This is a genomic window from Nonomuraea sp. NPDC050451, from assembly GCF_044458585.1.
This window is the reverse complement of the sequence record NZ_JBITHZ010000038.1, coordinates 22,330-36,770: the sequence shown is the minus strand read 5'-3', so window position 1 is coordinate 36,770 and position 14,441 is coordinate 22,330. Positions and strand designations below refer to the sequence as shown.

The window sequence follows — 14,441 nt, the reverse complement described above, 5'->3', positions numbered from 1 at the left end:
CTAAGAGCTCGCGATCTTCCACAGCCTGACCACCTTGTCCTTGCCCGCGGACACGACGGCCGCGTCCCCGTCGAGTGGGACGATGCCCACGGCGTACACGCCCTTCTTGTGAGCCTTGACCGGTTTGCCGAGCGTCTTGCGGGTCTCGGGGTCCCAGAGCCTGATCGTGCCGTCGGTGCTGCCTGACAGCAGCACCGTGCGGCCGTCGAGGGTGCCGAAGGAGAGCGAGTAAACGATCTTCTTGTGGCCCGAGAGGGTGGCGACGGTCTTACGACTCTTCGGATCCCAGATCCTGATTTTTCCGTCTTTACCGCCAGATGCCACGACCGTCTTCCCGTCCACCTTGCCGACCGCGACCGAGTACACGCCCCTGGAATGGCCCTTGTACGCCTTCCCGTACGCCTTGCGCCCGGCCATGTCCCACATGCGTACCGTCTCGTCCTCGCTGGCCGAGACGGCGACGGCCCGGTCGCCGATGTGGGTGGCGCTGAGCCAGTTGACCGGCCTCCGGTGGGCTCTGATGATCTTGCCGGTCGACTTGCGCTTCTTCAGGTCCCAGAACCTCAGATAGCCGTTGGCGTCGCCGGTGACCGCGACGTACTTGCCCTTCACCTTGGTGACGGCGACCGCGTAGACGGCGTCGCCGTGCCAGCCGAGCACCTTGCCCTTGCGGGTCTTGAGGTTCCACAGGCGCACGCTGCCGTCGTACCCGCCGGAGACGGCCATGGGGGTCTTGCCGACCATCACGCACGCGACGGCGTACACCTCTTCGCTGTGGCCCTTCATCGTGGCCAGCGACTTGTGCCTGGCCAGGTCCCACAGCCGCACCCGGCCGTCCTGCCCGCCGGTGACCAGCCACGTCTTGCCGCCCGAGGAGATCGCGGAGATGGCCTGGACGCCCTTGGTGTGACCCTTGAACGACTTCCCGTCCTGCTTGCCGAGAACGGGGACGACCTTCTGTGTGGGGGTGACCGTGGGGGTGGGAGTGGGCGTGACCTGGGTCGGTGTCGGGGTGGGGGGCTCGGTCTGCGTCAGGGCCTGGGTCTGAGCCGGGCTCGCGCTCACGGAGGTGGTCACCTGGGCCGCGTTCCCGCCGGTCGGCGAGCCGGTGCCGAACATCTTCGGCCCGAAGTACAGCACGCTCCCTGCCAGGGCGAGCGCCACGACGAGCGCGCCGGAGACCATGGCGGCCCGCCTGCGCCTGGCGTTGACCTCGCCGGGCGGCTCCTCGATCGGCGCATGCTTGAAGAACGCGTCGTTGTCCCCCCGCCCGCCGGCCTCCCGTACCGACGGCTTCTGGGACGGGGACACCTGCCCTGGTCCCTGGCCCTGGCCCTGGCGGCCCCTGCCCGGCGCCGATGGCGCGCGTCCGGACGGCCCCTCGCTGCTCGCGGCCGCCTCCACCCCCGGCACCGCCGGCCCGGGCGCCGGTGGACGGGGCGCGGGCGGGTGGGGCGCGGGCGGGTGGGGCGCGGCGCTCATCGGATAGGGCGGCGGCACCTGAGACGGACCCGACGGAGGCTGCTGCGGAGGCACATAAGGCACCCCATGCGCCGCGCCACCGTAGCCGGGCGGTGCGCCGCCCTGCTGTGGCGGTACGTAGGGCGCTGCGGGTGGTCTGGCCGGAGGGACCTGGGGCGGCGCGTACGCCTCCCCCGACGGGTTCGCCCACCCGTACCCGCCAGGAGGGGCGGCCGCCGCCGGGCCGCCGGGATTCGCCCAGCCGGTGCCGGCACCCGGTGGGGCCTCGGGCGTGGGTCCATGGGGGTTCGCCCAGCCGGCGGCGGGCGAGGGCGCATCCGGCGGGGTCCGCTCGGCCGCGAGTTGCGAGCCCGTGTTGAGCGCGTCCTCGGGCCGCGGCGACTCCCCCTCGTTGGCCAGCAGCGCGAACAGCACGTCGGCCGCCGCGGGCCGCTCGTCGGCCCGCTTGCGCAGGCACGACTGCACGACCGGCCGCAGGGTCTCGGGCAGCGCCGAGAGGTCGGGCTCCTCGTGCATCACCCGGTAGACGACCGCGGGCAGGCTGTCCTGGCCGAACGCGGGCCGCCCCGTGGCCGCGAACACCATGGTCAGGGCCCAGCTGAACATGTCGCTCGCCGGCCCCACCCGCTCGGCCGAGATCTGCTCGGGCGACATGTACGCGGGCGTCCCCACGACCCCGCTGCTGATCGTCATGGCCGAGTCCAGCGCCCGCGCGATGCCGAAGTCGATCACTCGCGGCCCGTCGTGACCGAGCAGCACGTTGCTGGGCTTGAAGTCGCGGTGCACGATCCCGGCGCGGTGGATGGCGGCCAGCGCGGTGACCGTTCCGACGGCCAGGCGGTAGAGCGCGCCGCCCGTGCGCGGCCCGTCCCGCTGCACCACCGCCTGCAGGGAGACCCCGTCCACCAGTTCGCTGACGATGTACGGGTGCTCGCCGTCCATGTGGGCCCCCAGCACCTGCGCGGTGCAGAACTGGGCCACCCGCCGCGCGGCCGCCACCTCGCGCAGGAAGCGTTCGGAGTCGAGCCCGGGCTTGTCCAGCCGGGTGTTCAGCAGCTTGATCGCCACGCGCCGCCCGTCGGGCGACTCGCCCTCGAAAACGATCCCCTGCGCCCCCTTGCCCAGGCGGCCGAGCAGCCGGTATTCGCCCAGTGTTCGCGGATCGGTCGGCTGTAAGGGGTGCGTCTCCGGCACCTGGCCCTCCCCGTTGTGCTAGACCCCCGTTCACAAATGGGATAGGCGCGCACGAACACCCGCAAACCACCCCAGGTCACGAAAGATCATCGCTCTTTGCGAAAAATTTGCCCTACGCAATAATCGTGGAGATGATCGGGGATTTCCAGCACCGTACGGGGAGCCGTCATATGCGTAGAAGCTTCAGCCTGTTCTTAGCCGGCGGTCTGGCCGCCGCGCCGCTGGCCGTACCCGCTCAGGCGAGTGCCGCCACCGCCACCACCGTGGCCGCCCCCACCACCGCGGCGGTCGCGCGGTTGAAGCCGTTCTCCACCTTCAAGATCTCCGTCAAGCACAGCAGCCGCACCAAGCGCGGCGGCAAGATCACGTATTACGTCCGCGCGAAGAACCTGGGCCCCTTCTACGCCGACTACTACTGGATCGGCGGCGAGGTGCCCAAGGGCGTCGTGCCCACTCTGCGCTGGGGCGCCGCGAAGGGCACCAAGTGCACCTGGGAGGACCGCTGGTTCTGGTGCTGGGGCCCGCTGCGGCTGGAGAAGGGCAAGACCGACTGGCTCAACTTCCAGGTGACGCTGAAGAAGGGCACCAAGGGCACGGCCACGGCGCGGGTCGGCGTGATGTCGTTCGACGTCGACCAGGGCATGGAGAACATCGACGAGGAAGAGCTCAAGCGCCTCGGCATCAAGGGCTACTACTGGCTCAAGAAGGTCAACACCAAGATCGTCTCCCCGCCGCGCCGGCCGGGCCGGAGCTGGTCGCCGCCTCCGCCGGTCAAGACGTACAACCCGCCCACCAGCCACGAGGAAAGCAACAAGAAGAAGGACACCTGATCCTCATCCCAGGCCGTGCCGTACGGCGTACAGCGCGGCCTGGGTGCGGTCCTGGACGCCCAGCTTCATCAGCACGTTGGAGACGTGGGTCTTGACCGTCTTCTCCGCGACGGCGAGGCTCCTGGCGATCTCCCGGTTGGACCGGCCGGCCGCGATGAGCGCGAGCACCTCGCGCTCGCGGTCGGTCAGCGGCACCGGCGACGGCGGGTCGTCCGGCGCCGACAGCATCGCCTCGGCGGCCTCGGGGGCCAGCAGCACCTGCCCTCCGTGCACCGCCCGCACGGCCTGCACCAGCGCCGTCGGATCGACGTCCTTGTAGAGGAACCCCGACGCCCCCGCCCGCATGGCCGGGCCGACGTCGGACCGGTCGCTCACCGACGTCAGCACGACCACCCTGGTCGCCGACCCGGCCAGCCGTTCGAGCGTGCCGAGCCCGTCGAGCACCGGCATCTTCAGGTCCAGCAGCAGCACGTCGGGTGCCAGCTCCCCGACCAGCTCGACCGCCTGCGCCCCGTCGCCCGCCTCACCGACGACCGTGATGTCGTCCTGCAGGTCGAGGAACGTACGCAACCCCTGCCGCACCACCGGATGATCGTCGGCGATCAGCACCCGGATCAAACGCCCACCTCCACACGTACCGTGGTCCCCCTGCCGCGGGCCGACTCGACGGTCATGACCCCGCCCACGGACTCCGCCCTGTCGCGCATCGACACCAGGCCCAGGCCGCGCGACTCCGCCTGCTCGAACCCGTTGCCGTCGTCGCGCACGATCAACACCAGCTTGCCGTCCGCGTATGCCAGGCGCACGGAGACGCTCGTGGCCTCCGCGTGCCTGAGCGCGTTGTGCAGCGCCTCCTGGGCCACTCTGAGCACCGCCACCTCGACCGCCGGGTCGACCGGCGGCAGCTCCGCGCACTCGAACGTGACCAGGGACGGGTGGAGCCGGTCCAGCATGCGCACGTGCTTGCGCAGCGTCTCGGAAAGGCCGTGCCGGTCGAGCTCGGCCGGTCGCAGCTCGACGATCACCGCGCGCAGCTCGGAGAGGGCCTCCCCGGCCAGGCGCTGGACGCGTTCGAGCTCGGCGGCGGCCTTCTCGGGCGCCCGGTCGAGCATGGCGGAGGCGGCCTGCGCGGTGAGCCTGAGCGAGAACAGCTTCTGCGTCACGGCGTCGTGCAGCTCGCGGGCCACGCGGTTGCGTTCCTCCAGCATGGCCAGCTCGCGGCCGCGCTCGTAGAGCCTGGCGTTGGCCAGCGCGATGGCGGCGTGCGCGGCGAACAGCGTCAGCAGCTCCTGGTCGGCCTGCGTGAAGCCGCCCGGCGTGCGCTTGTTGGCCAGGAAGATGATGCCGAGCACCTGGTCGCCGTCGCGGATCGGGACGCCGAGGAAGTCCTTCATCACCGGGTGGGCCTTCGGCCACCACTCGAACCTCGGGTCTTTGCGCAGGTCAGGCAGCCTGACGGGGCTCCCCTCGCGGAGCATCGCGCCGAGCATGCCATGCTGTCTGGGCAGCGGGCCGATCGCGTCCCACTGCTTGTCGGTGATGCCCTCGGCGACGAACTCGCCGAACGACCCCTCGTCGTCGGGCACGCCGAGCGCGGCGTAGCGGGCGTCGAGCAGCCGTTGCGCCGAGCGTACGATGACCTGCAACACCTCGCGGACCGACAGATGGCGGGTGACCGCGAGCACCGCGGAGCTCACCGCCTGCAGGATCTCGTCTCGGTCGGAGGTCACGGGACCCAGCTTAGGGTCCTAGGACGATGTGCCCAGGCGGCGGCGGGACTTCGGCCCGATGTGCGGCGCCCGCGGCGTTCCTAACGTCGGCAGCATGACGAACACCGCACTCATCACCGGCGCTTCCCGCGGTCTCGGACTCGCCCTGGCGAGGTCTCTGGCGGACGCCGGCTGGAACCTCGTGCTCACCGCCCGCGGCGCGGACGACCTGGAGCGGGCCGCGGCCGAGCTGGGCGCCACCGCGATCCCCGGCGACGTGACGGAGCCCGCGCACGTCGAGCGGCTGGCCCGGGCGGCGCCCGAGCTGGACCTGCTCGTCAACAACGCCAGCGACCTCGGCGTGACGCCGCTGCCGCCGCTGGCGGGCTACCCGCTGGAGGCGTTCAGGGTGCTGCTGGAGACCAACGTCACCGCCCCGCTCGCGCTGATCCAGGCCACGCTGCCCGCCCTGCGCGCGGCGGGCGGGGCCGTCGTGAACATCACCTCGGACGCCGCCACGGGCGCGTACGAGGGCTGGGGCGGCTACGGCGCCACCAAGGCGGCCCTGGAGCAGCTCTCCAACGTGTTGTCGGCCGAGGAGCCCGCGGTCCGGGTCTGGTGGGCCGACCCCGGCGAGATGAACACCCGCATGCTCGCCGACGCCGTGGGCGCCGAGGAGGCCGCGGCCGCCACTGACCCCGCCAAGGTGGCCGCCGCGCTGCACGACCTGGTGCGGTCCCGTCCGGCCAGCGGCAAGGTGAGCCTGCAATGACCGTCGCACTCGACTTCGCGCTGCCGCCGGGCCTGTCGGCGAGCGAGCCTCCCGAGGCGCGGGGGATGTCCAGGGACGCGGTACGCCTGATGGTCTCGCGTGGCGACCTCGCCCCCTCGCACCACCACTTCGTCGACCTCCCGAGGCTGCTCGACCCCGGTGACCTGATCGTCGTGAACAACTCCGCGACCCTGCCCGCGGCCGTCCGGCTCGACCGGCTGGCCGTGCACTTCTCCACCGCCAGGGAGGACGGCACCTGGCTGGTCGAGCTGCGCCGCCGTACCGCCACCGCCTCCGAGCCCTACGGCGGGGGCGAGCCCGGCGAGTGGCTGCCGCTGCCGGGGCGGGCCACGCTGCGGCTGATCGAACGGGAGACGCCCCGTCTGTGGCGGGCGTCGCTGGACCGGGAGGTGGAGCCGTACCTGCGGGCGCACGGGGCGCCGATCCGCTACTCGTACGTGAGCAGGGACTGGCCGATCGAGGCGTACCAGACCGTGTTCGCGACCGTGCCGGGGAGCGCGGAGATGCCGAGCGCGGCGCGGCCGTTCACCGCGGAGCTGGTGACGGCGCTCGTGGCGCGCGGGATCGGGATCGCGCCGATCACCCTGCACACGGGGGTGGCCTCGCCGGAGAAGGACGAGCCGCCCTACGCCGAGCGGTACGAGGTGCCGGCGGGCACGGCGCGGCTGGTCAACCTGGCGCGCGAGAACGGCAACCGGGTGGTGGCCGCGGGCACCACCGTCGTACGGGCCCTGGAGACGGCCGTGGGGGCGGACGGGCGGGTCGCCGCCGACGCCGGGTGGACCAGGCACATCGTCACACCCGAGAGCGGCGTACGGGCCGTCACGGGGCTGATCACCGGGCTGCACGAGCCGCGCTCCAGCCACCTGCTCATGCTGACCGCGATCGCGGGCGAGACGGCGCTCGCGCGGGCGTACGAGGAGGCGCTACAGAACGCATATCTCTGGCACGAGTTCGGTGACACGCACTTGATTGTGAAGAAATAGTCTTTACATAGATTTTGCCAACATGATAGGAACAGCGGGCATTTACGGGGGCTTCAAGTGTGTGCGCCTCCCCGTGACCACTTCCTCACCGGAGACGTTTAATGCGTAACCTGACCAAGGCCGCGTCGCTGGCATTGCTGGCCGCGGCCCTGCTTGTCCCGGCTGTTCCCGCTTCGGCATCCGCCACGACCGTCGCCGACGAGCCGTTCTCGGTCTTCGACGTCAAAGTGAAGGCCGCGAAGACGGCAAAGGCCGGCGGCAAGCTCAACTTCACCATCGTCGCCACCAACAAGGGGCCCTACGAGGCCGACGCCTACTTCGTCGGCGGCGAGTTCCCCAAGGGTGTCGACCTCAGGCGGATCATGTACCGGACGAGCGTCAAGGGCACCGAGTGCGGGCTCGAGGGCCGCGCGTTCTACTGCCTCGTGCCGAAGATCCTGGAGAAGGACGACTCCATCGCCCTGATCTTCGAGACCAAGCTCAAGAAGACGGCGAAGGGCACGCAGACCGCCAAGCTCGGCGTGATCTCCTACGACGTCCAGACGGGCATGGAGAACATGAGCAAGGAAGAGCTCGACCGGCTCGGCATCCCCGAGCACGGCTACGTGAAGACGGTCAAGACCAAGATCGTCCGCTAGTACGCCGCTCTCTGGAACGTTTCGAACCGCTGGAACGTTTCGAGCCACGTCCGCCGTGACGTTCACCGCTGCGCCCGAGCCCGAATGCCCGCCCTGCTTCGCGAGCATCGGGCCGGGCGCAGTACCGTGGCTGGATGTGGACCAGCGCAGCCTCCTGATCACCCTGACCGGCCCCGACCGGCCCGGCGTCACCTCGCGGCTTTTCTCCGTTCTGTCCGCCTTTCCGGTGACTGTGGCGGACATCGAACAGGTCGTCATTCGCGGCCGGCTCACGCTCGGCGTGCTCGTCATGTACGCCGGCGGCCCCCCGACGGGCACCGGCACGACCCTCGGCGCCATGTGGACCGCGGTCGAGCGGGTGGCCGAGGACCTCGGCATGGAGGTGGAGCTCTCCACCGGCTCCCAGACCAAGGAGCACCGCCGCCGCGGCCGCCTGTCGGTCAGCGTGCTGGGCGCCACGCTCCAGCCCGCCGCCATCGCGGGCATCGCCGGACGCATCGCCGCCGCCGGCGCGAACATCGACCGCATCGAACGTCTCGCCCAATGGCCCGTCACCTGCATCGAGCTGTCCGTCTCCGGCGCCGACCCCAGCTCGCTGCGGGTCGAGCTGGCCGCCGAGGCGGCCGTCCAAGAGGTGGACGTGGCCGTGCAGCGCACCGGCCTGTCGCGGCGGGCCAAGCGGCTGATCGTCATGGACGTCGACTCGACCCTCATCCAGGGCGAGGTCATCGAGCTGCTCGCGGCCCACGCCGGATGCCTGGACGAGGTCGCCAAGGTCACCGAGCAGGCCATGCGCGGCGAGCTCGACTTCGCCGAGTCGCTGCGGCGCCGGGTGGCGCTGCTGGAGGGGCTGCCGGCCGAGGTGTTCGAGGAGGTGCGCAAGGAGGTCGTCCTCACGCCCGGCGCCCGCACGCTGGTGCGCACGCTCAAGCGGCTCGACTACCGCTTCGCCATCGTCAGCGGCGGGTTCACGCAGATCACCGACGGGCTGGTGGAGGAGCTCGGGATCGACTACTCGGCGGCGAACGTCCTCGAGGTCATCGACGGCCGGCTGACCGGTCGCGTCGTCGGCGAGATCGTGGACCGGCCGGGGAAGGCGCGGGCGCTGGAGCGGTTCGCGCGCGAGGCCGGCCTGCCGATCTCGCAGACGGTGGCCATCGGCGACGGGGCCAACGACCTCGACATGATCGCGGTTGCCGGGTTGGGGGTGGCGTTCAACGCCAAGCCGGTGGTGCGGCAGGCGGCCGACACGGCGGTCAACACGCCCTACCTCGACTCGATCCTCTACCTGCTGGGGATCTCCAGGGACGAGGTCGAGGCGGCGGACGCGGAGGACGGCACCATCCTGACCGCAGGCTGACCCTCGACCCACCCGGCCCATCCTGGAGCCCCAGGATGGGCCTCCAGACCTCCGGACGGGGTAAGCACTCCCCCTTGGTCCCTTTGGCCCCCTGAGTCCTCCTTGAGGTCTCTCAGCGCTCCTTAGGCCGCCTCAGCACTCCTTGAGCCATCAGCACTTCTTGGGGCCTCGGCGCTCCTTGATGCTCTCAGCGCTCCTTGGACCCTCAGTGCTCTTTGAGACCCTCAGTGCTCTTTGAGACCCTCAGCGCTCTTTGAGACCCTCAGCGCTCTTTGAGACCCTCAGCGCTCGTTGGGACCCTCAGCGCTCTTTGGGACCCTCAGCGCTCTTTGGGATCCCAGAGTGTGACCAGGCGTCCCTCGCCCATCCAGAGCTCCTCCCAGGCGGACTCCACCTCGATCACCGCGAACGCGCCCGGCCGGAACACGTAGTCCCCTCCGGCCAGCCCCACGGCCAGCTCATGCACCCCCGGGTTGTGCCCGCACAGCACCACGGTGCTCAGCTCGGGATCGACCCGGCGGACCAGCTCCAGCAGCTCATCGGGGTACGCCTCGTAGATGTCCCGCTCGTAGCTGATCTCCACCTCCGGAAAGGCGATCTCGGCGGTGCTCTTGGTCCTGAGCGCCGGCGAGCACAACACGACGTCCGGGTTGAGCCCGGCGGCCCGTATCTCGTCGCCCGCCCGCTTGGCGTCCCGCTCGCCCCGTTCGGTCAACGGCCGATCCCGATCGGCCAGCCCGGCGATGTGGGCGGCCTTCGCATGCCGCAGCACAATCAAGGTCCGCACCAGATCACCCCGTCCTCGAAGCCCAGACGGCCAGCCCGACGATCACGGCCAGGATGACGAGCATCCCCAGCAGAATCAGGCCCAGGGTCTTCCCACCGCTGGGCTGCTTGTCACCTTTCACGCGCCCAGTTTCCCACCGAGCCACCCCGCCCCCACGCCCGCCTTCATCCCCACCCCACCTCCATACTCCACTCACCCGCTTCCGGGCATGATCCGGTACGGGCCATACCAGCCCTCGATGAACTCGAAGATCGCACCGCGGATGGGCCAGCCATCGCGTCGCCACCACCGCCACCTTCTGTTCCCAGCAGGACCACCTGGTGTCCCCCAACACCGCGCCTCACCGCTCGCCATCCGCCTGACGAGACGCCCTCAATCGCCCGCACGGCGCAGGACCCGACGACCAGCGCCCCCCGGCATCCGGAGCTCCCGAAAGCGCCCGAAAAGACGAGACGCCCGCCCCTACGCAGTAGGGCGGGCGTCTCTCCAGGGTATTGCCGGGTCTTACGAAGCCACGGGCTGGTGCTCGCGGTTGTCGTTGTTGGCCGGTTCGGTGGTCACGGTGCGCCGCTTGGACACCACGATCGCCCCGACCACCACGGCCACCGCCACCACCGTGATGCCGATCCGCAGGGCCGGGTTGCCCGCATACTGCACCACCGCGGGCGCGACCAGCAGCGCCACCAGGTTCATCACCTTGATCAGCGGGTTGATGGCAGGCCCGGCCGTATCCTTGAACGGGTCGCCGACCGTGTCGCCGATGACGGTGGCGGCGTGCGCCTCCGAGCCCTTGCCGCCGTGGTGACCGTCCTCCACCAGCTTCTTGGCGTTGTCCCACGCGCCACCGGAGTTGGACAGGAAGACGGCCATCAGCGTGCCGCACGCGATGGCCCCCGCGAGGAAGGCGCCCAGAGGCGCGTACCCGAGGGCGAACCCGACCGCGATCGGCGTCATGACCGCCAGCAGACCGGGCGTGGCCAGTTCGCGGAGCGAGTCACGGGTGCAGATGTCCACGACCCGGCCGTACTCCGGCTTCTCCGAACCGTCCATGATGCCCGGCTTGTTGCGGAACTGGTCGCGTACCTCGAAGACCACGCGCATCGCGGCCCGTCCGACCGCCATGATCGCGAGCCCCGAGAAGAGGAACACGACCGCGGCCCCGATGATCAGGCCGACCAGAACGTTCGGCTGGTCGATGCCGAGGGTGAAGGTGGAGAACTCGCCGAGCGCGGACTTGACCGCCCCGGTCGCCTGGGCCAGCGCGTCCTCCACCGAGGTGCGGAAGGCGCCGAACAGCGCGGTCGCCGCCAGCACGGCCGTGGCGATCGCGATGCCCTTGGTGATGGCCTTGGTCGTGTTGCCGACCGCGTCCAGGCTGGTGAGCACGCGGGCGCCCTCGCCCTCGACGTCGCCCGACATCTCGGCGATGCCTTGCGCGTTGTCGGAGACCGGCCCGAACGTGTCCATGGAGACGATGACGCCGACCGTGGTCAGCAGACCGGTGCCCGCCAGCGCCACCGCGAACAGCGCGATCGTCACGTTCCCGAACCCGAGCAGGAACGCGCCGTAGACCGCGCCGCCGATGACCAGGGCGGAGTAGACGGCCGACTCCAGGCCGACGCTGATGCCGGACAGGATGACGGTGGCCGGGCCGGTGGCCGAGCTCTCGCCGATCTCGCGTACGGGACGGCGGGTGGTCTCGGTGAAGTAGCCGGTCAGCAGCTGGATGGCGCTGGCCAGCACCAGGCCGATGAGCACCGCGCCGATGGCGATGAGCCGCGGGTTGGCGCCGGACTGCTCGGTGGCGCCGGTCAGGGCACTGAAGCTGTCGGGCAGATAGAGGAACGCGGCCACCGTCACGAGCACCGCGGAGATCGCGGCCGAGATGAAGAAGCTGCGGTTGATCGCCGACATGCCGTTGCGGTCGCGGTCGCGCATTCCGGTGACGAAGATGCCGATGATCGCCGTGATCACGCCGACCATGGGGACGATCAGGGGGAAGACCAGCCCCTGCTCACCGAAGGCCACCTTGCCCAGGATGAGGCTGGCGACCAGCATGACCGCGTACGACTCGAACAGGTCGGCCGCCATGCCCGCGCAGTCGCCGACGTTGTCGCCCACGTTGTCGGCGATGGTCGCGGCGTTGCGCGGGTCGTCCTCCGGGATGCCCTGCTCGACCTTGCCGACCAGGTCGGCGCCGACGTCGGCGGCCTTGGTGAAGATGCCGCCGCCGACTCGCATGAACATCGCGAGCAGCGCCGCCCCGAACCCGAATCCCTCGAGCACGCCGGGGGCGTTGCCCTGGTAGATGAACACGACCACGGCCGCGCCGAACAGGCCGAGGCCCACGGTGAACATCCCGGCCACACCGCCGGTACGGAACGCGATGCGCATGGCGCGCTTCTCGCCCGATTCGTTGGCCGCGGCGGCGACACGGACATTCCCGCGCACGGCCAGCCACATGCCCATGAACCCGGTCAGCGCGGAGAAAACCGCCCCGACCACGAAGAAGATCGAACGTCCGACTACTACTTCCGTTTCCCCTGGTAGCAGGAGCAACAGGATAGGTATTGCGACGACGAAGATCGCCAATGTCCGGAACTGGCGCCCTAGATAGGCGGCGGCGCCTTCTTGTACGGCACGCGCGATGTTCTGCATGCGCTCCGTGCCTTGGCCGGCGGACAGCACCTCGCGCACCAGGCCGCCTGCGACGGCTAGTGCGATCAGTGCGACCGCGGCGACCACGATCACGATGGTGAGATTGTTTCCACTCAGGGCCAGATTGGACGCTGGCTCCGCTGCCAGCATGTGCCTGCTCATCGTTCTCCTCGGCAAGACCGGTCGTCCTGCCCGGGCGGTGCTGCAGTTTTCCTCGGCGGGTGTTGCGGCACCATCCGGGTTGTGGGTGCCGCTTCCGGTTGAATCCGCGTTCCGCCGGATCACCTTGGCCGGTGCCGGGAGTCTACGCAGGCACTGAACGGATATGAAGGCTCTCGAGGTGGCTAATTGTGCGCGCGTCCAGTAATCCCCTGACAGCGGGCCGGTTTGCGGCCTGACAGGCGAAATTTCCCCGGGTTTAAGGTCATGAAAACCTCCCGATACTGCCGGACCGAAACTCCGACGGCCTGGAGCGATGCTGGAGGGACCTGGGAGACGGCAGACGATCACCAACCCGACCGCCCACCACGGTCACCCCCACCTACCACCGCCACCCGACCACGGCACCATCACCCAGGACCCGGCACGCGGGCCCCTCACCCGCAACCACCCCGGCCGCCCCCTGTCGACACGGCCCATCAGGTCCCGCCCACGCCGCGGACCGTACCTCATCCGACGACCGGAACGCCCACCCGACCCCGCTTGCCGGGACCCACGACGCGACGACCGGAACCGCCCGTCCGCCTTGTGCGCTCATTCGCCCACATGACCGCCCACACCGTGGCGCGCCTTCCCGCAGGGGCCCCATAACCCACAGGGCCACCTCCGCGGTCCATTCCCAGCCAGCCGAAAGCGGAAGCCACGGTGCCCGTGCGCCGTGACGGTGGCCGGCCATGTGCGGGTCAGCGGGCGTCTCCCTGGAGGCGCTCAGCCACGTGCGGCGGGTGGTGCCGCCCGTGCTCCGCCGTACAAGATGGGGGTTTTGAGCACAGAACGGCCGCACGCCGGGCGCCACAAAGGGACGCCCGGCGGAGCGAGGCGGGACGGCGGAGCCGGCTCAGACCTTGGCGGCCGCGGGCCAGCTCATGCGGATGTTCGTGCCCTTCGGGCTGGGGAAGACCTCGACGTCGTCGGCCAAGCCCTCGATGACCGCGAGGCCGAAGCCTGACATGAACGAGTCAGAGAGCATGCCCAGATCGAGGGGCTGCTCCTGCTTGATCTCATCGCTGGGGGCCTGGTCGCTGACCGTGACTTCGAAACGCCCGGAGTCGTCACGCAACTCGATGCGGATCGGCTCGCCCGGACAGTGGACGCGGTGCGCCTCGACTGCCCGGGAGCAGGCTTCACCCACAGCGAGCCTGACCTCGTCCAGCAGGGACTCCTCCACGCCGGTGCGGCGAGCGATCGCCGTCGCCACCAGCCGCGCGGTCCGCACATGGGCGGGAAGAGCGCTGAACGTCAGCTCGACGGTAGCCATGCTACTTGTCTTTGCCGTGAGCTTCCTTGGCCTCGTCGACCGAAGCGTAGATCCCGAAGACCTTGGTCAGACCGGTGATCCGGAAGATCTTCAGGATGCGCTCCTGGGTGCAGACCAGCTCGAGCGAGCCGTCGTGCGCACGAACCCGCTTGAGCCCCCCGACCAGGACGCCAAGGCCCGTGGAGTCGAGGAAGTCCACCTTCTCCATGTTGACGAGCAGGTGGAAGTTGCCCTTGTTCACCAGGTCGATGAGGAGCTCACGCAATCTCGGCGCCGTGTAGACATCGATCTCACCCTCGACCTCCACGATGGTGAGTCGGTCTTCGGTGCGGTGATCCAACTTCAGATCCACAGATCCTCCAGCGCCTCGCCTGCGAAACTACTCTCTTGGGACTGGCAATCTGGAGCGTGGCCCCAGATCGTCCGACCCTGACGCGCGGCATTCAACCATGCGTCTGGCTTGTGTCTATACGAAATCACGATTCCCGGCGACTTTGCCCATCGATGCAAGACTGGAAACAGTGACT

General features: G+C 69.8%; 12 protein-coding genes. 5 read left to right on the top strand and 7 right to left on the bottom strand.

The features are described from left to right. Window positions 1-2,676: a protein kinase gene (locus ACIBI9_RS55400; RefSeq protein ID WP_397235500.1), complete on the bottom strand. Its 2,676-nt coding sequence runs from the start codon at window positions 2,674-2,676 to the stop codon at window positions 1-3. A 170-nt stretch (window positions 2,677-2,846) separates the two neighbouring features. On the opposite strand from ACIBI9_RS55400, the gene ACIBI9_RS55395 reads away from it, so the two are divergent. Continuing rightward, entirely contained in the window at window positions 2,847-3,506 is a 660-nt protein-coding gene (locus ACIBI9_RS55395; protein WP_397235499.1) for a hypothetical protein, read from the top strand. A gap of 3 nt (window positions 3,507-3,509) precedes the next feature. Here ACIBI9_RS55395 and ACIBI9_RS55390 read toward each other — a convergent pair whose 3' ends face one another. Further along, window positions 3,510-4,124 carry a response regulator gene (locus ACIBI9_RS55390; protein WP_397235498.1) on the bottom strand — a complete coding sequence of 205 codons (615 nt, stop codon included), beginning with the start codon at window positions 4,122-4,124 and terminating at the stop codon, window positions 3,510-3,512. Continuing rightward, complete coding sequence (locus ACIBI9_RS55385) at window positions 4,121-5,236, bottom strand: GAF domain-containing sensor histidine kinase (RefSeq protein WP_397235497.1); 1,116 nt, start codon at window positions 5,234-5,236, stop codon at window positions 4,121-4,123. The genes ACIBI9_RS55390 and ACIBI9_RS55385 overlap by 4 nt, the downstream gene beginning before the upstream one ends. Window positions 5,237-5,330: 94 nt before the next feature. On the opposite strand from ACIBI9_RS55385, the gene ACIBI9_RS55380 reads away from it, so the two are divergent. The 4 genes from ACIBI9_RS55380 (at window position 5,331) to serB (ending at window position 8,992) form a co-directional block, all read left to right on the top strand. Continuing rightward, the gene (locus tag ACIBI9_RS55380) at window positions 5,331-5,987 is read left to right on the top strand and encodes an SDR family oxidoreductase (protein WP_397235496.1); all 657 of its coding nucleotides are present in this window, start codon (window positions 5,331-5,333) and stop codon (window positions 5,985-5,987) included. Then, window positions 5,984-6,994, top strand: a complete 1,011-nt coding sequence (locus ACIBI9_RS55375) for an S-adenosylmethionine:tRNA ribosyltransferase-isomerase (RefSeq protein WP_397235495.1) — start codon at window positions 5,984-5,986, stop codon at window positions 6,992-6,994. The genes ACIBI9_RS55380 and ACIBI9_RS55375 overlap by 4 nt, the downstream gene beginning before the upstream one ends. 101 nt (window positions 6,995-7,095) lie before the next feature. Then, window positions 7,096-7,632, top strand: a complete 537-nt coding sequence (locus tag ACIBI9_RS55370; RefSeq protein WP_397235494.1) for a hypothetical protein — start codon at window positions 7,096-7,098, stop codon at window positions 7,630-7,632. Between the two features lie 136 nt (window positions 7,633-7,768). Next, window positions 7,769-8,992: a phosphoserine phosphatase SerB gene (serB, locus tag ACIBI9_RS55365; protein WP_397235493.1), complete on the top strand. Its 1,224-nt coding sequence runs from the start codon at window positions 7,769-7,771 to the stop codon at window positions 8,990-8,992. A 319-nt stretch (window positions 8,993-9,311) separates the two neighbouring features. Here the strand turns inward: serB and ACIBI9_RS55360 are convergent, their stop codons facing one another. The 4 genes from ACIBI9_RS55360 to ACIBI9_RS55345 all read right to left on the bottom strand — a co-directional run bounded on the left by ACIBI9_RS55360 (window position 9,312) and on the right by ACIBI9_RS55345 (window position 14,266). Next, complete coding sequence (locus tag ACIBI9_RS55360) at window positions 9,312-9,779, bottom strand: SixA phosphatase family protein (protein ID WP_397235492.1); 468 nt, start codon at window positions 9,777-9,779, stop codon at window positions 9,312-9,314. 504 nt (window positions 9,780-10,283) lie between these two features. Then, window positions 10,284-12,599, bottom strand: a complete 2,316-nt coding sequence (locus ACIBI9_RS55355) for a sodium-translocating pyrophosphatase (protein WP_397235491.1) — start codon at window positions 12,597-12,599, stop codon at window positions 10,284-10,286. Between the two features lie 895 nt (window positions 12,600-13,494). Beyond that, a complete protein-coding gene (locus ACIBI9_RS55350) occupies window positions 13,495-13,914 on the bottom strand; it encodes an ATP-binding protein (protein WP_192789416.1) in 420 nt (139 codons plus the stop codon). Between the two features lies 1 nt (window position 13,915). Continuing rightward, a complete protein-coding gene (locus tag ACIBI9_RS55345) occupies window positions 13,916-14,266 on the bottom strand; it encodes an STAS domain-containing protein (protein ID WP_043629845.1) in 351 nt (116 codons plus the stop codon). Between the last annotated feature and the right edge of the window lie 175 nt (window positions 14,267-14,441).